The sequence below is a fragment of the Streptomyces sp. P1-3 genome, from assembly GCF_050613155.1.
Taxonomy (GTDB): Bacteria; Actinomycetota; Actinomycetes; order Streptomycetales; family Streptomycetaceae; genus Streptomyces.
In genome coordinates, this window is sequence record NZ_CP192512.1 from 5,969,033 (window position 1) to 5,991,697 (window position 22,665).

Annotated in this window: 16 protein-coding genes; 15 read left to right on the forward strand and 1 reads right to left on the reverse strand. The window is 71.8% G+C overall.

Annotated features, from left to right (window positions below):
* The first annotated feature begins 158 nt into the window (after nt 1–158).
* The 10 genes from ACQUSR_RS25490 to ACQUSR_RS25535 all read left to right on the forward strand — a co-directional run bounded on the left by ACQUSR_RS25490 (nt 159) and on the right by ACQUSR_RS25535 (nt 14,362).
* Nucleotides 159–929: a DsbA family protein gene (locus ACQUSR_RS25490; RefSeq protein WP_431044942.1), complete on the forward strand. Its 771-nt coding sequence runs from the start codon at nt 159–161 to the stop codon at nt 927–929.
* A 72-nt stretch (nt 930–1,001) separates the two neighbouring features.
* Nucleotides 1,002–1,967 carry a prolipoprotein diacylglyceryl transferase gene (gene lgt / locus ACQUSR_RS25495; RefSeq protein WP_431044943.1) on the forward strand — a complete coding sequence of 322 codons (966 nt, stop codon included), beginning with the start codon at nt 1,002–1,004 and terminating at the stop codon, nt 1,965–1,967.
* 220 nt (nt 1,968–2,187) lie between these two features.
* Nucleotides 2,188–2,919 (forward strand): VIT1/CCC1 transporter family protein, encoded by a 732-nt coding sequence (locus ACQUSR_RS25500; protein ID WP_431044944.1) that lies wholly within the window; start codon nt 2,188–2,190, stop codon nt 2,917–2,919.
* 300 nt (nt 2,920–3,219) lie between these two features.
* Nucleotides 3,220–7,776, forward strand: coding sequence for a glutamate synthase large subunit (gene gltB / locus ACQUSR_RS25505; protein WP_431044945.1), 4,557 nt, complete (start codon nt 3,220–3,222; stop codon nt 7,774–7,776).
* The gene (locus tag ACQUSR_RS25510; RefSeq protein WP_431044946.1) at nt 7,769–9,229 is read left to right on the forward strand and encodes a glutamate synthase subunit beta; all 1,461 of its coding nucleotides are present in this window, start codon (nt 7,769–7,771) and stop codon (nt 9,227–9,229) included. The genes gltB and ACQUSR_RS25510 overlap by 8 nt, the downstream gene beginning before the upstream one ends.
* Nucleotides 9,230–9,437: 208 nt before the next feature.
* On the forward strand, nt 9,438–9,863 hold the full coding sequence (locus ACQUSR_RS25515; protein WP_431047837.1) for a GntR family transcriptional regulator: 426 nt from the start codon (nt 9,438–9,440) through the stop codon (nt 9,861–9,863).
* Nucleotides 9,860–10,795, forward strand: a complete 936-nt coding sequence (locus ACQUSR_RS25520) for an ATP-binding cassette domain-containing protein (RefSeq protein WP_431044947.1) — start codon at nt 9,860–9,862, stop codon at nt 10,793–10,795. Before ACQUSR_RS25515 ends, ACQUSR_RS25520 begins: the two co-directional genes overlap by 4 nt.
* The gene (locus tag ACQUSR_RS25525) at nt 10,792–11,811 is read left to right on the forward strand and encodes a hypothetical protein (protein WP_431044948.1); all 1,020 of its coding nucleotides are present in this window, start codon (nt 10,792–10,794) and stop codon (nt 11,809–11,811) included. Before ACQUSR_RS25520 ends, ACQUSR_RS25525 begins: the two co-directional genes overlap by 4 nt.
* Nucleotides 11,808–12,812 (forward strand): translation initiation factor IF-2, encoded by a 1,005-nt coding sequence (locus tag ACQUSR_RS25530; protein ID WP_431044949.1) that lies wholly within the window; start codon nt 11,808–11,810, stop codon nt 12,810–12,812. The genes ACQUSR_RS25525 and ACQUSR_RS25530 overlap by 4 nt, the downstream gene beginning before the upstream one ends.
* 38 nt (nt 12,813–12,850) lie before the next feature.
* Entirely contained in the window at nt 12,851–14,362 is a 1,512-nt protein-coding gene (locus tag ACQUSR_RS25535; protein WP_431044950.1) for a glycosyltransferase family 39 protein, read from the forward strand.
* Here ACQUSR_RS25535 and ACQUSR_RS25540 read toward each other — a convergent pair.
* Complete coding sequence (locus ACQUSR_RS25540) at nt 14,331–15,044, reverse strand: hypothetical protein (protein WP_431044951.1); 714 nt, start codon at nt 15,042–15,044, stop codon at nt 14,331–14,333. The two genes, ACQUSR_RS25535 and ACQUSR_RS25540, sit on opposite strands and share 32 nt — an antisense overlap.
* Nucleotides 15,045–15,270: 226 nt before the next feature.
* On the opposite strand from ACQUSR_RS25540, the gene ACQUSR_RS25545 reads away from it, so the two are divergent.
* From ACQUSR_RS25545 to ACQUSR_RS25565, 5 genes are all read left to right on the forward strand, one after another.
* On the forward strand, nt 15,271–16,101 hold the full coding sequence (locus tag ACQUSR_RS25545) for a S1 family peptidase (protein WP_431044952.1): 831 nt from the start codon (nt 15,271–15,273) through the stop codon (nt 16,099–16,101).
* A 420-nt stretch (nt 16,102–16,521) separates the two neighbouring features.
* On the forward strand, nt 16,522–17,304 hold the full coding sequence (locus tag ACQUSR_RS25550; protein WP_431047839.1) for a S1 family peptidase: 783 nt from the start codon (nt 16,522–16,524) through the stop codon (nt 17,302–17,304).
* Nucleotides 17,305–17,511: 207 nt separating this feature from the next.
* Entirely contained in the window at nt 17,512–18,207 is a 696-nt protein-coding gene (locus ACQUSR_RS25555) for an MBL fold metallo-hydrolase (protein WP_431044953.1), read from the forward strand.
* A gap of 182 nt (nt 18,208–18,389) precedes the next feature.
* The gene (locus ACQUSR_RS25560; RefSeq protein WP_431044954.1) at nt 18,390–21,587 is read left to right on the forward strand and encodes an endo-alpha-N-acetylgalactosaminidase family protein; all 3,198 of its coding nucleotides are present in this window, start codon (nt 18,390–18,392) and stop codon (nt 21,585–21,587) included.
* 174 nt (nt 21,588–21,761) lie between these two features.
* On the forward strand, nt 21,762–22,661 hold the full coding sequence (locus tag ACQUSR_RS25565; protein WP_431044955.1) for an AraC family transcriptional regulator: 900 nt from the start codon (nt 21,762–21,764) through the stop codon (nt 22,659–22,661).
* Nucleotides 22,662–22,665 lie beyond the last annotated feature (4 nt).

Here is a 22,665-nt window from a genome sequence, read left to right on the forward strand (position 1 = left end):
CACGCGACCGGCCCTGGCCCGGCCCTCCTGACCCGGCCGTCCTGACACGACACGCCGGATCCCTCCGGTAGCCCCCGGAAGAGTGCTGCCCTGCGGCCGAACGGGCGAAAGCGGGGCGGAGGAGCGCAGCGGTGCTCCTCCGCCTCGTTGTCGGGGGCGTGAGTCAGCGAAACGGTGATGGACGGGACAGCGCTCGCGCTCGGATGCGGGCGCAGCGGCGGCAGGACGAGGCGCGGGACAGGCGCCGGCGCCAGCTGATGATGGCGGTGCTGGTGGTGGCCGTGCTCGGCCTCGCCGCCGGGATCGGGGCGCTGGTCGCCGGTGGCGACGGCGACGGGAACGGCGGACCGGTCACCGCGCCCTCCGCCGCGACCGGCAAGGACGACCTGGTGATCCGGACCGGCCGGGCGGACGCCCCGGCCACCCTCACCGTCTACGAGGACTTCCGCTGCCCGGCCTGCAAGCAGTTCGAGGACAACCTCCGCGGCACCGTCCGCGACCTGGAGGGCAAGGGCCGGGTGAAGACCGACTACCACCTGGTCACGATCATCGACGGAAACCTGGGCGGCAGCGGGTCGCTCAACGCCGCGAACGCCGCCGCCTGCGCCCAGGACGCGGGGAAGTTCGGCGCGTACCACGATGTGCTCTTCGCCAACCAGCCGCAGGAGACGGACGACGCCTACGGGAAGAAGGACCGGCTGATCGAGCTGGCCCGGCAGGTCAAGGGGCTGGACACCCCCGCCTTCCGCCGCTGCGTGCAGAAGGGCACCCACGACGGCTGGGTCCGGAAGTCCGGCAGGGCCTTCGCCGGATCCGGGTTCACCGGCACCCCGACCGTCCTGCTCGACGGGAAGAAGGTCTACGGCGACCCGAAGAACCCGCTCACCCCCGACCGGCTCCGGAAGCTCGTCGACGAGGCCCAGCGGTGACACGCGTTATGCAGCTGTTGCACCGGGCGGGTTGCCCGACTTACCCAGCGGCAAGGTAGCGTCGACCCTGTCATGGACCTCGCTTACATCCCCAGCCCGTCGACCGGCGTGATCGATCTCGGCCCGATCCCGCTGCGCGGCTACGCGTTCTGCATCATCATCGGCGTCTTCGTGGCCGTCTGGCTCGGCGGCCGGCGCTGGGTCGCGCGCGGCGGCCAGGTCGGCACGGTGGCCGACATCGCCGTGTGGGCGGTGCCCTTCGGTCTGATCGGCGGACGGCTCTACCACGTCATCACCGACTACGAGCTGTACTTCGGCGAAGGCCGTGACTGGATCGACGCCTTCAAGATCTGGGAAGGCGGCCTCGGCATCTGGGGCGCCATCGCGCTCGGCGCGCTGGGCGCGTGGATCGGCTGCCGCCGCCGGGGCATCCCGCTGCCGGCGTACGCGGACGCCATCGCGCCCGGGATCGCCTTCGCCCAGGCCATCGGCCGCTGGGGCAACTGGTTCAACCAGGAGCTGTACGGCAAGGCCACCGACGTGCCGTGGGCGCTGAAGATCGACGCGGACCCCGACGCCGGAGTCGCCGGCGGGACCTACCACCCGACGTTCCTGTACGAGTCGCTGTGGTGCGTCGGTGTGGCGCTGCTGGTCATCTGGGCGGACCGCCGCTTCAAGCTGGGCCACGGCCGGGCGTTCGCGCTGTACGTCGCGGCGTACACGGTCGGCCGCTTCTGGGTCGAGTACCTGCGGGTGGACGACGCCCACCACGTCCTGGGCATGCGCCTGAACAACTGGACCTCCATCGTCGTCTTCCTCGCGGCCGTGGCGTACATGGTCATCTCCGCGAAGCGGGCCCCTGGCCGCGAGGCAGTGGTGGAGCCGGTGGCGGCGGAGGCGGCCGTCGAGGCGGCCGAGGGCGGCACGGACGCCGAGGCCGTCGACGACGAGGGCGTTGGCGAGGATGCGGTGGATGCCGCGGCCGACGGCGGCGAGGCCGACGCCGCCGAGGCGCCGGAGCCCACGAAGAAGCCCTGACGGGGGCTGGGGACGGCCCGGCGCAGCGTAAGGGCACCCTCGCCCGGGGGCGCCGGTGGCCCCCGCTCCCTCGTACTTTTCGCCAAGCACTCTGCGTTTCCGCAGGTCAGAGAGGTAAGTTCGGCCTTCCTTGCTGGCGGAGGCCGGTAAATCGTGCGTACCTTCGACTTGGGGGGAGTGGGCGCCAGGCCCGCACCCAGGGGAAGGGAGCACGCCCGGCATGGCCGTCATCGAGACCTCGGCACCGCTGCACATCGCGCACCGCGACAACCACACGCACCGCGACGTCAGCGGCGGGTGGCTGCGCCCCGCGGTGTTCGGGGCGATGGACGGACTGGTCTCCAACCTCGCCCTGATGACCGGTGTCGCCGGTGGCTCCGTCTCCGCGCAGACCATCGTGATCACCGGCATGGCCGGGCTCGCCGCCGGTGCCTTCTCCATGGCGGCGGGGGAGTACACCTCGGTCGCCTCCCAGCGCGAGCTGGTACTGGCCGAGCTGGAGGTCGAGCGGCGCGAGCTGCGCAAGCACCCCAAGGATGAGCTGCTGGAGCTGGCCTCGCTGTACGAGTCGCGGGGCGTCGAGCCCGCCCTGGCCCGCGAGGTCGCGGAGCAGCTGTCGAAGGACCCGGAGCAGGCGCTGGAGATACACGCCCGCGAGGAGCTCGGGGTGGATCCGGACGACCTGCCGTCGCCGCTGGTCGCGGCGGTGTCCTCGTTCGGCGCGTTCGCGCTGGGCGCGCTGCTGCCGGTGCTGCCGTATCTGCTGGGTGCCACGGCGCTGTGGCCGGCCGTCCTCCTGGCTCTGCTCGGGCTCTTCGCCTGCGGCGCGGTGGTGTCGCGGGTGACGGCCCGTTCCTGGTGGTACAGCGGGCTGCGGCAGCTGGCGCTGGGCGGGGCGGCGGCGGGTGTGACGTACGCCCTGGGCACCCTGTTCGGTGCGGCTCTAGGCTGACCCGGCGTCCGTACCGGTCGGTAACGAGTTGACCGCCGCCGTTACCCGGCGGTTTCAATTCCTTAACCGGCGGGCATAAGGACCGGGCGCATGGGCAGCGTCGCCCATGCCTTGATCCCCGCGTCGGCGGCCCTTTCGCCCCTTCGCTCCCCGGTTGCCCTCCGTACCGGCTGTCCGCATGCTGAAACGGAGAATCCGCTTCTCGAGAAGCGGGGCATCATGTAACCTGCACGAAAATTCGCAGAGGGCCAACGTCGTCCCTCGGCACTACCAAATGCCATGACGACGACGGGAGAGCCGATGCGTGCTGCGTCCACTGCGTCTTACCCCGCCCGCCAGGGGATGTACGACCCGCGCAACGAGCATGACGCCTGTGGCGTGGGCTTCGTGGCGACGCTCACCGGTGAGGCCGCACACGCACTTGTCGAGCAGGCCCTGACGGTCCTGCGGAACCTGGAACACCGCGGAGCCACCGGCTCCGAGCCCGACTCCGGCGACGGCGCCGGCATCCTCGTCCAGGTCCCGGACGCGTTCCTGCGCGAGAGCACCGGCTTCCCGCTCCCGGAGGCCGGGGCGTACGCCGTCGGCATCGCCTTCCTCCCGGACGACGCGGACGAGCGCACCGCCGCCACCGCGCACATCGAGCGGATCGCCGCCGAGGAGAACCTGACCGTCCTCGGCTGGCGCGAGGTCCCGGTCACCCCCGAGCTGCTCGGCAACGGCGCCCGGGCCACCATGCCCGCCTTCGCCCAGCTGTTCGTCGGCGACGGTGAGCACACCGGGCTGGCCCTGGACCGCAAGGCGTTCGCGCTGCGCAAGCGCGCCGAGCGCGAGGCGGGCGTCTACTTCCCGTCGCTGTCCGCCCGGACCATCGTCTACAAGGGCATGCTGACCACCGGACAGCTGGAGCCGTTCTTCCCGGACCTGTCCGACCGCCGCTTCGCCTCCGCCGTCGCGCTGGTGCACTCGCGGTTCTCCACCAACACCTTCCCGAGCTGGCCGCTCGCCCACCCGTACCGCTTCGTCGCCCACAACGGCGAGATCAACACGGTCAAGGGCAACCGCAACTGGATGCGGGCCCGGGAATCGCAGCTGGCCAGCGGCCTGTTCGGGGACGAGACCCTGGACCGGCTCTTCCCCGTCTGCACCCCGGACGCCTCCGACTCCGCCTCCTTCGACGAGGTGCTGGAGCTGCTGCACCTCGGTGGGCGCTCCCTGCCGCACGCGGTGCTGATGATGGTCCCCGAGGCGTGGGAGAACCACGCCTCCATGGACCCGGCCCGGCGCGCCTTCTACCAGTACCACTCCACGATGATGGAGCCCTGGGACGGCCCGGCCTGCGTCACCTTCACCGACGGCACCCAGGTCGGCGCGGTCCTGGACCGCAACGGTCTGCGGCCCGGCCGCTACTGGGTCACTGACGACGGCCTCGTCGTCCTCGGCTCCGAGGTCGGCGTACTCGACATCGACCCGGCCAGGGTCGTCCGCAAGGGCCGCCTCCAGCCCGGCAAGATGTTCCTGGTCGACACCGCCGAGCACCGCATCATCGAGGACGACGAGATCAAGGCCGGCCTCGCCGCCGAGCACCCGTACACCGAGTGGCTGGAGAGCGGTCTCGTCGACCTGACCGACCTTCCGGACCGTGAGCACATCGTGCACACCCACGCCTCGGTCACCCGCCGCCAGCAGACCTTCGGCTACACCGAGGAAGAGCTGCGCGTCATCCTCGCGCCGATGGCCAAGACCGGCGCCGAGCCGATCGGCTCCATGGGCACGGACGCCCCGATCGCCGCCCTGTCCGCCCGGCCGCGGCTGCTCTTCGACTACTTCACCCAGCTGTTCGCGCAGGTCACCAACCCGCCGCTGGACGCCATCCGGGAGGAGCTGGTCACCTCGCTGATCTCCTCCCTCGGCCCGCAGGGCAACCTGCTGGACCCGACCCCGGCCTCCTGCCGCAGCGTCACCCTGCCGTTCCCCGTCATCGACAACGACGAGCTGGCCAAGCTCATCCACATCAACGCCGACGGCGACATGCCGGGGTGGAAGGCCGCGACCCTGTCCGGTCTGTACCGGGTCGGCGGGGGCGGCGAGGCCCTGGCCGCGCGGCTGGCGGAGATCTGCGCCGAGGCCGACGCCGCCATCGAGGACGGCGCCCGGCTGATCGTGCTGTCCGACCGGCACTCCGACGCCGAGCACGCGCCGATCCCCTCCCTGCTGCTCACCTCCGCCGTCCACCACCACCTGATCCGCACCAAGCAGCGCACGCACGTCGGGCTGCTGGTCGAGGCCGGCGACGTCCGCGAGGTGCACCACGTCGCGCTGCTCATCGGCTACGGCGCCGCCGCCGTCAACCCGTACCTGGCCATGGAGTCCGTGGAGGACCTGGTCCGCGCCGGCACCTTCCTCTCCGACATCGAGCCCGAGCAGGCCATTCGCAACCTGATCTACGCCCTCGGCAAGGGCGTGCTCAAGGTGATGTCCAAGATGGGCATCTCGACCGTCGCCTCCTACCGCGGCGCCCAGGTCTTCGAGGCCATCGGCCTGGACGAGGGTTTCGTCGAGGCCTACTTCCACGGCACCGCCACCAAGATCGGCGGCGCCGGCCTCGACGTCATCGCCCGGGAGGTCGCCGAGCGGCACGTCAAGGCGTACCCGGTCACCGGCATCCCCTCGGCGCACCGCGCGCTGGAGATCGGCGGCGAGTACCAGTGGCGTCGCGAGGGCGAGCCGCACCTGTTCGACCCCGACACCGTCTTCCGGCTCCAGCACGCGACCCGCGCCCGCCGCTACGACATCTTCAAGAAGTACACCGAGCGGGTGAACGAGCAGTCCGAGCGGCTGATGACGCTCCGCGGCCTGTTCTCCCTCAAGAACGACCGGCCCTCGATCCCCATCGAGGAGGTCGAGCCGGTCTCCGAGATCGTCAAGCGCTTCTCCACCGGCGCCATGTCTTACGGATCGATCTCGCGCGAGGCACACGAGACGCTCGCCATCGCCATGAACCAGCTGGGCGGAAAGTCCAACACCGGCGAGGGCGGCGAGGACCCGGAGCGGCTGTACGACCCGGCCCGCCGGTCCTCGATCAAGCAGGTCGCCTCCGGCCGCTTCGGTGTGACCAGCGAGTACCTGGTCAACTCCGATGACATCCAGATCAAGATGGCCCAGGGCGCCAAGCCCGGTGAGGGCGGCCAGCTGCCCGGCCACAAGGTCTACCCGTGGGTCGCCAAGACCCGGCACTCCACGCCCGGTGTCGGCCTGATCTCCCCGCCGCCGCACCACGACATCTACTCCATCGAAGACCTCGCCCAGCTCATCCACGATCTGAAGAACGCCAACCCCCAGGCGCGGATCCACGTGAAGCTGGTCTCCGAGGTCGGCGTCGGCACGGTCGCCGCGGGTGTCTCCAAGGCGCACGCGGACGTCGTCCTGATCTCCGGCCACGACGGCGGTACGGGGGCCTCGCCGCTGACGTCGCTGAAGCACGCGGGCGGCCCCTGGGAGCTGGGCCTGGCCGAGACCCAGCAGACGCTGCTGCTCAACGGCCTGCGCGACCGTATCGTCGTGCAGACCGACGGCCAGCTGAAGACCGGCCGCGACGTCGTCATCGCCGCGCTGCTCGGCGCCGAGGAGTTCGGCTTCGCCACCGCGCCGCTGGTCGTCTCCGGCTGCGTGATGATGCGCGTGTGCCACCTGGACACCTGCCCGGTCGGTATCGCCACCCAGAACCCGGTGCTGCGCGAGCGGTTCAGCGGCAAGGCCGAGTTCGTCGTGAACTTCTTCGAGTTCATCGCCGAGGAGGTCCGTGAGCTGCTGGCCGAACTGGGCTTCCGTACGCTCCAGGAGGCCGTCGGGCACGCCGAGCTGCTCGACACCCAGCGGGCCGTCGGCCACTGGAAGGCGCAGGGCCTGGACCTGGCCCCGCTGCTGCACGTCCCGGACCTGCCGGCCGGTGCCGTACGGCACCAGGTCATCGCCCAGGACCACGGCCTGGAGAAGGCCCTCGACAACGAGCTGATCGAGCTGGCCGCCGACGCGCTGGCCGCCGAGACCGCCGAGGCCGCCCAGCCGGTGCGTGCCCAGGTCGCCATCCGCAACATCAACCGGACCGTCGGCACCATGCTCGGCCACGAGGTGACGAAGAGGTTCGGCGGCGCGGGTCTGCCGGACGACACCATCGACATCACCTTCACCGGCTCCGCGGGCCAGTCCTTCGGCGCGTTCGTGCCGCGCGGCGTCACGCTGCGGCTGGAGGGCGACGCCAACGACTACGTCGGCAAGGGCCTCTCCGGCGGCCGGGTCGTCGTCCGCCCGGACCGGGGCGCCGACCACCTCGCCGAGTACTCCACCATCGCGGGCAACACCCTCGCGTACGGCGCGACCGGCGGCGAGATGTTCCTGCGCGGACGCGTCGGCGAGCGGTTCTGCGTCCGCAACTCCGGCGCCACCGTCGTCTCCGAGGGCGTGGGCGACCACGGCTGCGAGTACATGACCGGCGGCCGCGCGGTGGTGCTGGGGGAGACGGGCCGCAACTTCGCGGCCGGCATGTCCGGCGGCGTCGCGTACGTCATCGACCTCGACCGGGACAACGTCAACAAGGACCTGGTGTCCGCCATCGAGCCGCTCGACGGCGACGACCAGCGGTGGCTGCACGATGTCGTGCGCCGTCACCAGGAAGAGACCGGCTCCACCGTCGCCGCCGCGCTCCTCGCCGACTGGGGCACCGCGCTCACCCGCTTCAGCAAGGTCATGCCGACCACGTACAAGGCCGTGCTCGCCGCCAAGGACGCCGCCGAGCGAGCAGGACTGACCGAGTCCGAGACCCACGAGAAGATGATGGAGGCGGCGATCAATGGCTGACCCCAAGGGCTTCCTGACCACCGGGCGCGAGGGCGCCACGTCCCGCCCCGTCGGCGAGCGCGTCAAGGACTGGAACGAGGTCTACGTCCCCGGCTCCCTGCTGCCGATCATCAGCAAGCAGGCCGGGCGCTGCATGGACTGCGGCATCCCGTTCTGCCACAACGGCTGTCCGCTGGGGAACCTCATCCCCGAGTGGAACGACTACGCCTACCGCGAGGACTGGGCCGAGGCGAGCGAGCGGCTGCACGCCACCAACAACTTCCCGGAGTTCACCGGTCGGCTGTGCCCCGCGCCGTGCGAGGCCGCCTGTGTGCTGGGCATCAACCAGCCCGCCGTCACCATCAAGAACGTCGAAGTCTCGATCATCGACAAGGCGTGGGACTCCGGCAACGTCACCCCGCAGCCGCCCGAGCGGCTGTCCGGCAAGACCGTCGCCGTCATCGGCTCGGGACCGGCCGGTCTCGCCGCGGCCCAGCAGCTGACCCGGGCCGGTCACACGGTCGCCGTCTACGAGCGCGCCGACCGCATCGGCGGCCTGCTGCGGTACGGCATCCCCGAGTTCAAGATGGAGAAGCGCCACATCAACCGCCGTATCGAGCAGATGCGGGCGGAAGGCACCAAGTTCCGCACCGGTGTGGAGATCGGCCGGGACATCGACGCCGCCAAGCTGCGCAAGCGCTACGACGCGGTCGTCATCGCGGCCGGAGCCACCACCGCGCGCGACCTGCGGGTGCCGGGCCGCGAGCTCAAGGGCGTCCACCAGGCGATGGAGTACCTGCCGCTCGCCAACAAGGTGCAGGAGGGCGACTTCGTCGCCCCGCCGCTCACCGCCGAGGGCAAGCACGTCGTGGTCATCGGCGGCGGCGACACCGGCGCGGACTGCGTCGGCACCGCCCACCGCCAGGGCGCGGCCTCCGTCACCCAGCTGGAGATCATGCCGAGGCCCGGCGAGGAGCGCAGCGCGGGCCAGCCCTGGCCGACCTTCCCGATGCTCTACAAGGTCACCTCCGCGCACGAGGAGGGCGGCGAGCGGGTCTACTCCGTCTCCACCACCCGCTTCGAGGGCGACGAGGACGGCAACGTCCAGTGGCTGCACCTGGTCGAGGTGGAGTTCACCGGCGGCAAGCTGGAGCAGAAGCCGGGCACCGAGCGGAGGATCCCGGCCCAGCTGGTGACGCTGGCCATGGGCTTCACCGGCACCGACCAGGACAACGGCCTGGTCCAGCAGTTCGGCCTGGAGCTGGACGAGCGCGGCAACATCGCCCGTGACGCCGACTTCGCCACCAACGTCGACGGGGTCTTCGTCGCCGGAGACGCGGGCCGCGGCCAGTCGCTGATCGTGTGGGCCATCGCCGAGGGCCGCTCCGCGGCGCGCGGCGTGGACCGCTACCTGGCGGGCACGAGCGCGCTGCCCGCGCCGATCCGCCCGACCGACCGATCGCTGATGGTCTGACACAACCTCATAGTCTCCGCCGTACAACGTCGTACGGACCGGATGCGCGGCGCCTGCCCCTCCCGACCGGGGCAGGCGCCGCGCGGCTTTGTGCTGCCTGACCGCGCCCTGCTTGACCGCGCCCCTGCTCGGCCGCGCTCTGCTTGACAGTGCCCAGCGCAACCCTGCACCATCATTCCACTAACTGATTAGTGAAAGGGTGGTGGATGTGGTCGAGTACCGCATCGACCGGCGCAGCGGCGTCGCCACCTACCTGCAGATCGTCCAGCAGACGAAGCAGGCGTTGCGCCTCGGACTCCTGCAGCCGGGCGACAAGCTGCCCACCGCCAAGGAGGTCGTCGCGGCCACGGCGATCAACCCCAACACCGTCCTCAAGGCTTACCGGGAGCTGGAGCGCGAGGGCCTGGTCGAACCCAGACCCGGCCTCGGCACCTTCGTGAGGCGCTCGCTCGCCCGGCCCGAGGCGGCCGTGGACTCACCACTGCGCGCCGAACTCGCCGCCTGGACGGACCGGGCCCGCGCGGCCGGACTCGACCGCGAGGACGTGGCGGCACTGATCGCCTCCGTCCTCGACGAACGCTTCGACGCCGGCCCGACCGCCGCCGGCACAGACCTGAACGGGGAGAACGGGTGACCGACCAGATAGGCGCCCCGGCCACGGCGGCCGTGGAGGCGACCGGCCTGGGGAAGAAGTACCGGCGCGGCTGGGCGCTGCGGGAGTGCACGTTCCGCCTGCCGGCCGGGCGCGTCTGCGCGCTGGTGGGCCCCAACGGCTCGGGCAAGAGCACGCTCCTGGCCCTCGCCGCGAACCTGCTGGCGCCCACCGAGGGCGCCATACGCCTCTTCGGTGATCCTCCGTCAGCACCGGCTGCCCGCCGGCGCGTCGCCTTCGTCGCCCAGGACAAGCCGCTCTATCCGCGGTTCACGGTCGCCGAGACGCTGCGCCTGGGCCGCGAGCTCAACCCCGCCTGGGACCAGGCCGTGGCCGAACGCGTCGTAGCCGAGGCGGACGTGCCGCTCACGGCCCGGATCTCCACCCTCTCCGGCGGCCAGCGCACCTGCGTGGCCCTGGCTCTCGCCCTCGGCAAGCGCGCCGACTTACTGCTCCTGGACGAGCCGATGTCCGACCAGGACCCGCTGCGCCGCCGCCGGATGATGGGCGCGCTCATGGCCGAGGCGGCCGAACACGGCACCACCGTGGTGATCTCCACCCATGTGCTTGCCGAACTGGACGGCGTCTGCGACTACTTGATGCTGATCGGCGACGCCCGACTGCGGCTCGCGGGCGAGACCGACGCCATCCAGGCCGCGCACAGCCTGGTCACCGGCGTCCACGAGGGCCCTGGCCTGCCGGCCGGGTTCGAACAGCACACCATCGTCGAGACCCGCACCACCGGCCGCCAGCTCACCGCCCTGATGCGTCCGGGTGCCGTGCCGCTCGGCGGCGACTGGATCGTGGGAGAGCCGTCGGTCGAGGAGATCCTGCTCGGCTACCTCCGCGCTCCGGACGCCCCGCCGCTGCTCACCCGCAGCGCGCGAGCCACGGTCGCGGAGGTGGCCGGGTGAAGGGCCTGGCCTGGGTGGTCTGGCGGCAGCACCGGACGGTGCTGCTGATCGGCGCGGCGCTGACCGCGGCCCTCGCCGCGTACATCGTGTACCAGCGCTTCGAGCTGGTGGGCTTCCAGCGGGAGCATGGCATCGCCGAGTGTGAGCGGGGGCAGGGTGTCTGCCACGGCAAGCGAGTGGTGTACGGAGACGGGGACGAGCGCCCCAACGCCCTTGGCGAGGCGCTCATGCGGCTGTACGACGACTACCGGAGCCCGCTGCTCGATACGGGCCGGTTACTGCTCGCGCTGCCCCTGCTGGTCGGCACGTTCCTCGGCGCCCCGCTGCTGGCACGGGAGTTGGAGAGCGGCACGTACAAGCTCGCCTGGGCGCAGTCGGTCAGCCCGCGCCGCTGGCTCGCCGCCAAACTCGCCCTCCCCGCCGTGTTCACCCTGCTGGTCTCGGCCACGCTGACGGCGCTGTACGGATGGTGGTGGCACCCCGGCTACCGGGACTTCGGCGATCTGGCCTGGAACACCGCGGTGCCGTTCCTCACGGCGGGCCCGGCGGCGGTCGCCCTGGCCCTGCTGGCTCTCCTCCTCGGTGCCACGATCGGACTGCTCGTGCGGCGCACGCTACCGGCGATGGTCGCCGCGCTCGCCGCCACGGCCGGTGTGATGTACGTCCTCGACCTATCCCGGCTGCGCGCCGCGCTGTGGCCGGTACGGACCGTGACCAGCCGCGTGCTGCGGGGAAACGGGTCCGCGTTCGACCAGGTCCCCAGGGGCGGCCACGTCCTTGCCGACGGGTTTCTGACGGAGTCGGGGGAGCGGCTTTCCCCTGGGACCTGCGGCGGCGAGCCCGTGAGGAACTGCTCCGCGGGCCATGTGGTCGAGAGATTCGTGGACTACCACCCTTCGAGCCACTTCTGGCCCATGCAGTGGGTCCAGGCCGGCATCTGCCTCGCCGCGGCCGCCGCGCTCGCCGCGTTCTGCGTGTGGTGGGTGGGCCGCTCCGCCCGGGCGGTGACGGCATGACCAAGGGACTGGTCTGGCTCGTCCTGCGGCAGCACCGGGTCGTGCTCTGGGCGGGCGCGGTGCTCGTGCTCGTGGCGGCCGTCTACATGACGTGGCAGCGCGCCGACATGGTCGCGTACATCAATGCGCACGACATCGTCAGGTGCCGTGGCACGGCCAGAGCCGCCTGTTGGTCGGATGAGGAGGGGTTCCGGCCCAACACCGTCTACGCCTTCGAGCGGAAGTACGCGGGCCCGCTGCGTAACGGTGCCCGCGTGTGCGTCGCGGTGCCGGCGCTGATCGGCGTCTTCGTCGGCAGCCCGTTGTTCGCGCGGGAACTGGAGAGCGGCACCCACCGGCTGGTGTGGTCCCAGTCGGTCAGCAGGACGCGCTGGCTGGCCGTCAAGCTCGGCGTCGCCACGGGAATCACGCTGGCCGCCGCCGGGGCGATGGCCGCGCTCTACACCTGGTGGTGGGCGCCTGCCCATGCCGTCTCCACAAGGGCGCACGACGTCATGGGGCCGGCGGAACTTCCCTGGTTCAACAGCGTTCCCTACAACGCCATCGGCCCGGTCGCCGTCGCCTGGGCACTGCTGGCGCTGATGACCGGAGCAGCCGCCGGTCTGCTGCTGCGGCGGACCCTGCCCGCGATGGCGGTGACGCTGGCCGCCACGGTGGGTGCGCAGTTCGGCCTCCGCGCCCTCCGTCCCGACCTGGTGGATTGGGAGTCAGGGTTCGAGCCCATCGGTTCGGTAGCCACGACGATGCAGCTCGGCTACGCCTGGGAGGGCCGCTGGGACTGGATCACCGACAGCGGTCGGATCCAGCCCAGTGGAGTGTGCACGGACGTCGACTGGGACGCCTGCATGGCCCGGCATCACGTCATCGGCCAGCTCCACGATTTCCACCCTCCGAGCCATTTCTGGCCCATGCAGTGGGCCGAAGCCGGGATCTGCCTGGCCGCGGCCGCCGCGCTCGCCGCCTTCTGCCTGTGGTGGATCCGCCGCGCCCCGGCCGTCTGATCCAACCCCCCCACGCTTTGAACGGAGTCCGCGTCACCATGGTTCATCCGCCGCTGGCCGCCAAGGTCGCCGCCGCAGTGGTCATCCGGCCCGGCAGCCCCGTCACCGCGCGGCCCACCCGCCCCCGGATCGGGCGCGTGACGGCCGCGCTGGTCCCCGCCGGCCTGACTCTCGTCATCGGACTGTGGGGCATCCGCCGCCAGGGCAGCATGGGACGGGACGAGTCGACGACCTATCAGGTCACCCACCGCACCCTGCCCGAGATCTGGCACATGCTGGGGAACATCGACGCGGTGCACGGGCTCCATTACCTGCTCATGCACGCGCTGTTCAGCCTGTGGGACGGCGGGCTGCTCGCCCTGCGGCTGCCTTCGGTGCTGGCGATGGCCGCGGCGGCCGCCGCCGTCGGGCTGATCGGCCACCGGCTCGCGGGGCCGCGTGCCGGGCTGCTGGCGGGACTGGTCTTCCCCATGATTCCGGCCATCCAGCAGTTCGCCCAGGAGGGGCGTTCGTACGCCCTCGTCTGCGCGCTCGTGGCGTGGTCCTCGTATCAGCTGCTGCGCGCGCTCGACCGGCCGCACCCGCGCACCTGGACCGGCTACGCGGTGCTGGCGTGCCTGGCCGGTCTGCTGCACGAGTTCGCGGTCATCGCGGTGCTCGCACACGGCGTCACCCTGCTGCTGTCCCGGGTTCCGGCCGCGGTCCGGTGGTCGTGGGGGCTGGCGGCGACCTGCGCGGTCGTCCCGCTGATCCCGCTGGTGATCATCAGCCAGCAGCAGTCGGCGCAGGTGTCATGGCTCGTGCCCCCCACCGGCAGCGAGATCACCGCGTTCGCCGTCTGGGCGCTGGTGGGAACCGTCTGCGCCGCCGTGCCGGCTCCCGCCCCGGGACCGGTCCGGCTGTGGACCCTCGCGCTGCCGCTCCTGGTGCTGCCGTCAACGCTGCTGATGCTGGCGGCGCTGGCCGACCGGCCGCTGTACACCCACCGGTACATCATCTACTCCTACACCGGTCTCGCGCTGCTGATCGGCACGGCCCTGGACCGGGCGCTGCGCTGCGCGGTGCGCCGGGGGCGGGTGGCGACCGTCCTGGCCGTCGCCGTGTGCGTGGCGATCGTGGCCTCGCAGGTGCCGACGTGGGCGCGCATCCGCACCGCCGCCGTCCATCTCGACGACCCCGCCGGTGCCGCGCGCGCCGTACGGGAGATGGCCGCCCCCGGTGACGGCGTGGTGTTCATGCCTTCCGGACGGCGGGAGTCGATGCTGTCCCACCCTCGCGACTTCGAGGGGCTGCGCGACCTGGCGCTTGCTCAGGACCCGGCCTCCTCCGGCACCTTGCAGGGGATCGAGGTCCCGGCGTCCCGCGTCCCCGCGCGGCTGTTGGCCGCCGATCGGATCATCGCGGTCTACGACCCGAACTACCGCGTGAAGGACGACGTCCCCGAGGGCGAGGCCAAGCGGGCGGTGCTCGAGCGGCACTACGACGTGTGCGAGACCAGGAAGGCGCACGGCATCGTGATCAGGCTGTACGCGCGCCCCGGCTCCTGCTGACCGCCGCCCCGCTGACATCCGCCACCAACTCGACCGCATCCGGCCCGTAGGCCCCGGAGTTGACGACCTTCAGCAGCAGGCAGAAGCCGCCGTCGACACCGTACGTCCGCGCCAGGCGGGCGTGCTCCCGGGCCAGATACCGCGCCGCCGCCTGGTTGGCGACCGAGCGCTGCCCGCACACCAGGAACAGCGGCCGCCGCCCCGCGCCCGGGGCGACCTTGGCCAGCAGAACGTACTCGACCACGCCGCGCTCCATACGGTAGGCGGCCCCGGCGACGGCGAAGTCGGCCTCTCCTTCGATCGTGAAGCCCGGCAGCGACGTGGCCAGGTGGGCGGCCATCCGCTGGTTCGAGCCCGGGCCGCCGACGCAGAACTCGGTGCGCTCGCCGATGCCCTGCCGGGTCTCGTCGTGCGCGGCGACCTCGAACCCCGCTCCGCACTCCTTGACCAGCCCGGCGAGTTCCAGCAGTGCGTAGGTGTCGTTGCGCGCCACGCTGTCCGCCGCGCCGCCGAAGTCGCGGTTGACCACGAGCAGACACTCGGCACCGGGCGGCAGCCCGAAGAACCGCTGGGTGCGGCGGAGTTCGCGGCGAAAGAGGAACGTACGGGAGAACCATCCGAACCCCGTGCCCATTGCCGCCGTGACCAGGCCCAGCACGAGGTTCAGCAGTATCTCGGTCATATGCGTGAAGGGTAGCCGCCGCCTCCACGGCACGGACCGGGGCCGCCGTGCCGCCCGCTCGCCGAACCCGTCATGTCGTCGTGCCGTCGATGTCCGGAGTACGAACACATCTGGCCGGAAAACGTGCCTTGTCACGCCCTTCACTCCGTCCACATAATCAATGGCCATGGGTTGGCATGTGCGTGCCAATCAAGCGGTATCCCGCCCCCACGGAAAGGACATCCCCTTGCGGAATTTCCTGAAGCACGTGAAGAGATCGGCGGCGGTCTGCGCGGCCGCGCTCGCCGGGATCAGCCTGTTCCCCGGTACCGCACTGGCCCAGAGCGACGGCTCCCGGGCCGGCCAGAGCGACAGCTCCCGGATCGGCCTGCCGGTCGTCGGCGGCACCCGCGCCGCACAGGGCGAATTCCCGTTCATGGTGCGCCTGTCCATGGGATGCGGCGGCGCCCTGTACTCCAAGACCCTCGTCCTGACCGCCGCGCACTGCGTGAACGGCAGCGGTCCCAACACCTCCATCACCGCCACCGCGGGCGTGGTGGACCTCCAGAACTCCAGCGCCATCAAGGTCAAGTCCACCCGGGTCCTCCAGGCCCCGGGCTACAACGGCACGGGCAAGGACTGGGCGCTGATCAAGCTCGCCCGGCCGATCGACCTGCCCACGCTCAAGATCGCCGACACCACGGCATACAACAACGGCACCTTCACCGTCGCCGGTTGGGGCGCGGCGCGCGAGGGCGGGTCGCAGCAGCGCTACCTGCTCAAGGCCACCGTGCCGTTCGTCGACGACGCCACCTGCAAGAGGGCCGGCGGCAGCTACGCGGGCCTGGTCGCGAACGAGGAGATCTGCGCCGGATACATGCAGCAGGGCGGCGTGGACACCTGCCAGGGCGACTCCGGCGGCCCGATGTTCCGCAAGGACAACGCCGGACAGTGGATACAGGTCGGCATCGTCAGCTGGGGCGAGGGCTGCGCGCGTCCGGGCAAGCCCGGCGTCTACACCGAGGTGAGCACCTTCGCCGGTGCCATCCGGTCCGGCGCAGCCCAGCTCGGCGGCTGAGGCCCCGGACCCGGTCCGTGTGACTCCGTGACCCGTGCGTCGCGCACGGCGTGACCCGCGGCAACTCCGCACCGCGGCAACCAAGAGCAGGCGTCGCCCCGGCCGGGCCTTCCTCCCGGTCGGGGCGGCGCCGCTTCCGGCTGTCGCCGCCCGTCCGTGACGGTGTCTGTCGCCGCTCGTCCGTGGGGGTGTCCGGAGTGCGGACGCCCGTGGCCGGAACTCGACCCTTGCCAGGGCGTCGTATCCGTTCAGATAATCACAACGCGCTACGCGGGCTCATCCCCCACTGGGTCCCGGGCACCTCACGGTGTGACGCCTCCCGTCGACGCCCCATTCCGTCGGAGGCTTCCGGACTTCCTGTTGGCATGGACCTGCTGTGCGTGTCAACCCCCCACGAAAGGAAGTCCGTTGCAGAACTTCATGAAGCAGGTGAAGCGGACCGCAGCCGTCGGCGCCGTCGCGCTCAGCGCGTTCAGCCTCTTCCCCGGCGCCGCGTTCGCGCACGACGACGGCGGCAAGTCCGCGAAGATCGTCGGTGGCACCAAGGCCGAGCAGGGTGAATTCCCGTTCATGGTGCGCCTGTCCATGGGCTGTGGTGGCGCGCTCTACACCCAGGACATCGTGCTGACCGCCGCCCACTGCGTCGACGGCAGCGGCCCGAACACCGACATCACCGCCACCGCCGGCGTGGTGGACCTGGAGGACTCCAGCGCCGTCACGGCCAAGTCCACCGAGGTCCTCCAGGCCCCCGGCTACAACGGCACCGGCAAGGACTGGGCGCTGATCAAGCTGGACAAGAAGATCGACCTGCCGACCATGCCGATCGCCGAGACGGACGCGTACAACAACGGCGACTTCACCATCGCCGGTTGGGGCGCCGACAAGGAGGGCGGCGACCAGCAGCGCTACCTGCTCAAGGCGAGCGTGCCGTTCGTCGACGACGCCACCTGCAAGAACGCCTACAGCAACCTGGTGGAGAAGGAGGAGCTCTGCGCCGGACTCCTCGACCAGGGCGGCGTGGACACCTGTCAGGGCGACTCCGGCGGCCCGATGTTCCGCAAGGACGACTCCGACAAGTGGATCCAGGTCGGCATCGTCAGCTGGGGCGAGGGCTGCGCGCGTCCGGGCAAGCCCGGCGTCTACACCGAGGTGAGCAACTTCGCCGAGGACATCAAGAAGGCCGCGGCCGAGCTCGGCGCCTGATCCGCCGGGTACGCCCGTCGCAGTCTTGAGTGAACGGATGCCGCCCCCGGCCGGGACTCCCTCCCGGCCGGGGGCGGCGCGCGTCGTACACCGGGAACGGCGCCGTCATTCACCGGCCGGCGCCGCCGACGTCCGTTCGCCCACGGCGTGTTCGCGCCCCGCGCAACCGCCTGGCCCCCGCCGCCCACCGGCCCTAGCGTCGCGGGCATGGAGATCACCCACGTCAACGACACCGTCTGGATGCTGCGGTTCCCCGTGGGCCAGGCGTACGCCGTCCGGATCCCGGACGGCTTCGCGCTGGTGGACTGCGGATGGGCGGGCTACGAGAAGCCGATCCTGGACGCCCTCGCCGGACTCGGCGCGTCGGGCCCCGCGGACCTGCGCGAGATCCTGATCACCCACTGCCACAAGGACCATTACGGCTCCGCCGCCGCCCTGGCCGCCGCCACCGGAGCCCGCGTCCTCGCCGGTTCCGCCGACGCCCCCGTGATCAGCGGCGCGCAGCCGCTACCGGACCCGGTGCTCGCCGACTGGGAGATCCCGCTCTACGAGGCCCACGCCCCGCAGGTGCCACCGGCTCCGGCCGTGCCGGTCGACCGGGAGCTGTCCGACGGCGACACCCTCGACTGGGGAGAACCCGCCCGCGTGGTGCACGTGCCCGGCCACACCCACGGCAGCGTGGCGCTCCATCTGCCCGCCTCCGGCGTGCTGTTCACCGGGGACACCATCGCCAACGTCGGACGGCTGATGCCGGGCGTGTTCAACCTCGAACCCGGCCGCATGGCCGACGCCTTCCGCCGCCAGGCCGCCCTGGACGTGGAGACCGCCTGCTTCGGCCACGGCGACCCGCTGACCACCGGCGCGGGCGCGGCCCTGCGCGCCGCCGCCGAGATGCTGCCCTGAGCCCGGCGCCCCCCCCAGCTCCCACCCCCGCCTCACGAGTCCAACATCCGCCGCACTTTTGTCCATGGGCTCAGGCGCCGTCCCGGACCAGGGTTGGGGGGATCACCCACCCAGCGTGTCGGGGACCACCCACCCCGGCGTGTCGGGGGACCAACCAGGCGGCGAGCCGGAGGAGCACGGCGTTGACGAAGCAAGGGGAGCGGCAGGAAGGGCCCAGCCGCAGAACGGTCGTGGCCACCGGCGCGCTGGCCGGGATCGGCACGGCGCTCGGCACCGGCGGCGGCCTCGCGCACGCCCAAGTGGGCAGTGGCGGCCCCGCCCATGCCGACAGCACCCACGCGGGCAACGCCCCCGCGCCCGCCCGTACCGCCGAAGCCGTCATCCGGTCGACGCGGCTGGAGGTCCTGGTCGGCACGGACTTCCCACGCGTGGTCTCGTACACCGACCGCGGCACCCGCGCCGTACTCCACGGCCAGCCGCGGCCCGTCGGCTCGGTGCTCATCGGCGACACCGAACTGACCCCCCAGGTCACCAGCACCGCGCACAGCGACTACATCACCTACACCCTCGCCTTCACCGGCGGCACCCGGATCGGCGTGGAGATCCGGGTGCGGGACTGGCAGGTGCACTGGCGCGTCACCCACATCAGCGATACCGGCGCCCTCCGCGTCGGCACCCTGCGCATCCCCGGCCTCGCCCTGCTCAGCGTCCGCGCCGACCAGCCCGGCGCCGCCCTGCTGGCCGCCCGCGTCGAGCTGGACAAGGCCAAGAGCGGCGACACCCTCGTCCGGCCCGGCGACCCCGCGACCCCGGCGGACGCCGCCTCGCTGGGCTGTGCGTACGCCGTCGTCGCCACCGACGCGCTGGCCGCCGCCGTCGAGACCAACACCGTCTGGGACAGACCCACCACCGCCGCCGGGACCACCTGGGAGAACGGGCGGCTGTGGCGGCAGACCGTCAAGGACGAGGACGGCCGCCTCACGGTGCGCCTGGGCTGCGGCCAGTGGACGCACCGGGCCGCGACCGCCCCGCCGGCCGCCACCGAGCCGCTGCCGTACGCCACCGTGATCGTCACCCGCGACCGCAACGGCGACGGCACCGTCGACTGGCAGGACGCCGCCATCGCGCTGCGCGACATCACGACCGAACCACTGGGCGCCGACCAGCAGCACCTGCGCGTCGTCCCGCACATCGCCTTCAACTTCGCCAGCCAGGCCACCAACCCGTTCCTGGCCACCCTCGACCACGTCAAGCGGATCTCCCTGGCCACCGATGGGCTGCGCCAGTACACGCTGCTCAAGGGCTACCAGTCGGAAGGCCACGACTCCGCCCACCCCGACTACGCGGGCAACTACAACAAGCGCGCGGGTGGCCTGGACGACCTCAACACCCTGCTTCGCGAGGGCAGGAAGTGGCACAGCGACTTCGGCGTGCACGTCAACGTCACCGAGTCCTACCCGGTCGCCCACGCCTTCTCCGAGACGCTGGTGGACACCACCGACGCCCAATGGGACTGGCTCGACCAGTCCTACCGCATAGACCAGCGCCGCGACCTGGTCTCCGGCGACGTCATCAAACGCTTCCAGGACCTGCGGGACCAGACTGATCCGGCCCTCAATACGCTCTACATCGACGTCTTCCGCGAGTCGGGCTGGACCTCCGACCGGCTCCAGCGCGCCCTGCGCGACCAGGGCTGGCACATCACCACCGAATGGGGCCACGGACTGGAACGCTCCGCCCTGTGGTCCCACTGGGCCACCGAGACCGACTACGGACCCGACACCTCACGCGGCATCAACTCCCGCCTGATCCGATTCCTGCACAACCACCACAAGGACGTCTTCGCCGACAAGTGGCCCACCCTGCTCGGCATCCCGCGCACCGGCAACTTCGAAGGCTGGACCGGCAAGACCGACTGGACCGCCTTCTACCGGCTGATCTGGACCGACAGCCTCCCCGCCAAATACCTCCAGGCGTACCCCATCCGCACCTGGCGCGACCACGAGATCACCTTTGAGGGCCCCACCGCGACCTCCGTCACCGACACCGGCGGCGTACGGCGCATCACCACCGACGGGCGACCGGTCTACGACGGCGGAACGTATCTGCTGCCCTGGGAGCCGCGTGAAGCCACCGACCCGGCCAGGCTCTACCACTACAACCCGGCGGGCGGCACGACCACCTGGCGGCTGCCACGCGGCTGGGCGGACCTGCGGACGGTGACGCTGTACCGGCTCACCGACCAAGGACGCGCCGACGCCGTCGAACTCCCCGTCACCGACGGGAAGATCAGCGTCACCGCGCGGGCCGACCAGCCCTACGTGGTCCACAGGACCCGCGCCCCCGCCCAGCCCGCGCCCGGCTGGGGCCACGGCACCCCGGTGCACGACCCCGGATTCCACTCCGGCTCCCTGGACGGCTGGCACACCACCGGCCCGGCCGGCGTCCGACGCAGCGACCTCGGCGACGACGAACTGGTCATCGGCCCCGGCCCGGCCGCCGCCGTGAGCCAGCGGCTGGCCCGGCTCGCGCCCGGCGGCTACGCGGCGTCCGTCCAGGTCGAGGTCGGCGAGCGGGCGGGGGAGCGGCGCCGCGCCGCGCTCACCGTCCGCACCGCGGACGGCATCACCGCCCGAAACTGGACCGAGACCTCCACCGCGGGCAACCACATGGCCGCCGACCGCAAACACGGCACCCGCTTCCAGCGGATGTTCACCTACTTCACCGTTCCCGAAGGCGGCGGACCGGTCGACCTCACCCTCCGCGCCGAGGCGGGGACGGCACGGGTGCGGTTCGACAACGTACGCGTCGTCCCCGCCACCCGCGCCCGCAAGCCCGGCACGCTGCTCCACGAGGACTTCGAGCACGTCCCACAGGGCTGGGGCCCCTTCGTCAAGGGCGACGCGGGCGGCGTCACCGACCCGCGCACCCACATCGCCCAGCGACACGCCCCGTACACCCAGGCCGGCTGGAACGGCAAGGCGATCGACGACGTCATCGACGGCACCGAATCGCTCAAGTCCCGCGGCGAGAACCCCGGACTGGTCTACCGCACCGTGCCGCACACCGTCCGCTTCCGCGCCGGGCACCGCTACCGGATCACCCTCCGATACGAGAACGAGACGGCCGGCCAGTACGCGTGGATCACCGCCGTCGACGAGCCAGCCGCCCGCGAACTGACCCGCACCCCGCTGCCCAGGGCCACCGCCCCCGCCACCCACTCCTACGAGTTCACCGCCCCCGCCACCGGCGAAGCCTGGGTCGGCCTGAGGAAAACCGGCGAGAGCGGAACCTCGGAGTTCACCATGGACTCCTTCACGGTGGAGGAACTCGGCACGCCCGCTCCCGAGGAACCCGGCAGCGCCGCTCCTCCCCGCTGACCGCCGCCGCCCCCTTCTCGCACCACACCCCCCACAAGGGGGCGGCGGCACCGCCCCACGGCCGGCGGCCCCGCACCCGCGCCTCCCGCCGATCCCCCTCGCCGATCCACTCCGCCCTCTGGCGGAGCGCCCGTTCATCGACAACGATCGGGCGTGTCCGGACGGAGGGAGCCCGTGTACCACACCTGGATGCGGTACTTCACGCCCAGCCCGGCCCACCACCGGCTCGGTCTGGTCTGCCTCGGCGTCGGTCTCCAGCACGGCGCCCTGCCCGAAGTCGGCCCGCGCACCCTCGACCACCACGTGGCCGTGGTCATCAGCGCGGGCCGCGGCTGGTACCAGAGCTGCGACGGCCGCCGCCACACCATCACCGCACCCGCCCTGATCTGGCTCACCCCCGGCACACCGCACCACTACGCCGCCGACCCCGGCTGGGACGAGAGCTTCGTCGACTTCACCGGACCGGCCACCACCACCTACACCGAACTGGGCTACATCGACCCCGACCGGCCCGTCGTGCCGCTCACCGACACCGCCACCGCGCGCACCGCCATCGGCCGGATCGTCCGCGCCGCCCGGCCGGGAAACCCGTTCCTGGAGGTGGAGACCGCCGCCGCCGTCCACGAACTCCTCGTCGCGCTGCGCCGCGCCCGCGCCGACACCGGCGGCGACGGCCACCCCGTCCTGCAAGCCCTGGCCCGCGACGCCTGCCGTCCCCTGTCCGTCGCCGAACACGCCGCCCGACACGGGATGACCCCCACCGAACTGCGCGTCGCCGTACGCCGCGGCGCCGGCTGCAGCCCCAAGGACTACCTGCTCGGCATCCGGCTCGGCCGCGCCAAGGAACTCCTCGTCGGCACCGAACTCCCCGTCGCCGCCGTCGCCCGCCGCATCGGCTACGACGACCCCGCCTACTTCAGCCGGCTGTTCACCCGCCGCGTCGGCACCTCACCCGTCCGCTTCCGCGAGCAGCAGGGCCGCACCGTCCCCGGCGGCTGGAGCGACCGCGTACCCGAGCCCGACCGGCCGCCCACCATCGTGCCCGGCTCCCCGGCCGAGGGCCACGCCACATAGGGTC

Coding starts and splice junctions, on each gene's coding strand:
- lgt (WP_431044943.1), top strand. CDS start 1,002: ATGGACCTCGCTTACATCCCCAGCCCGTCGACCGGCGTGATCGATCTC.
- ACQUSR_RS25500 (WP_431044944.1), top strand. CDS start 2,188: ATGGCCGTCATCGAGACCTCGGCACCGCTGCACATCGCGCACCGCGAC.
- gltB (WP_431044945.1), top strand. CDS start 3,220: ATGCGTGCTGCGTCCACTGCGTCTTACCCCGCCCGCCAGGGGATGTAC.
- ACQUSR_RS25510 (WP_431044946.1), top strand. CDS start 7,769: ATGGCTGACCCCAAGGGCTTCCTGACCACCGGGCGCGAGGGCGCCACG.
- ACQUSR_RS25530 (WP_431044949.1), top strand. CDS start 11,808: ATGACCAAGGGACTGGTCTGGCTCGTCCTGCGGCAGCACCGGGTCGTG.
- ACQUSR_RS25535 (WP_431044950.1), top strand. CDS start 12,851: ATGGTTCATCCGCCGCTGGCCGCCAAGGTCGCCGCCGCAGTGGTCATC.
- ACQUSR_RS25540 (WP_431044951.1), bottom strand. CDS start 15,044: ATGACCGAGATACTGCTGAACCTCGTGCTGGGCCTGGTCACGGCGGCA.
- ACQUSR_RS25550 (WP_431047839.1), top strand. CDS start 16,522: ATGAAGCAGGTGAAGCGGACCGCAGCCGTCGGCGCCGTCGCGCTCAGC.
- ACQUSR_RS25555 (WP_431044953.1), top strand. CDS start 17,512: ATGGAGATCACCCACGTCAACGACACCGTCTGGATGCTGCGGTTCCCC.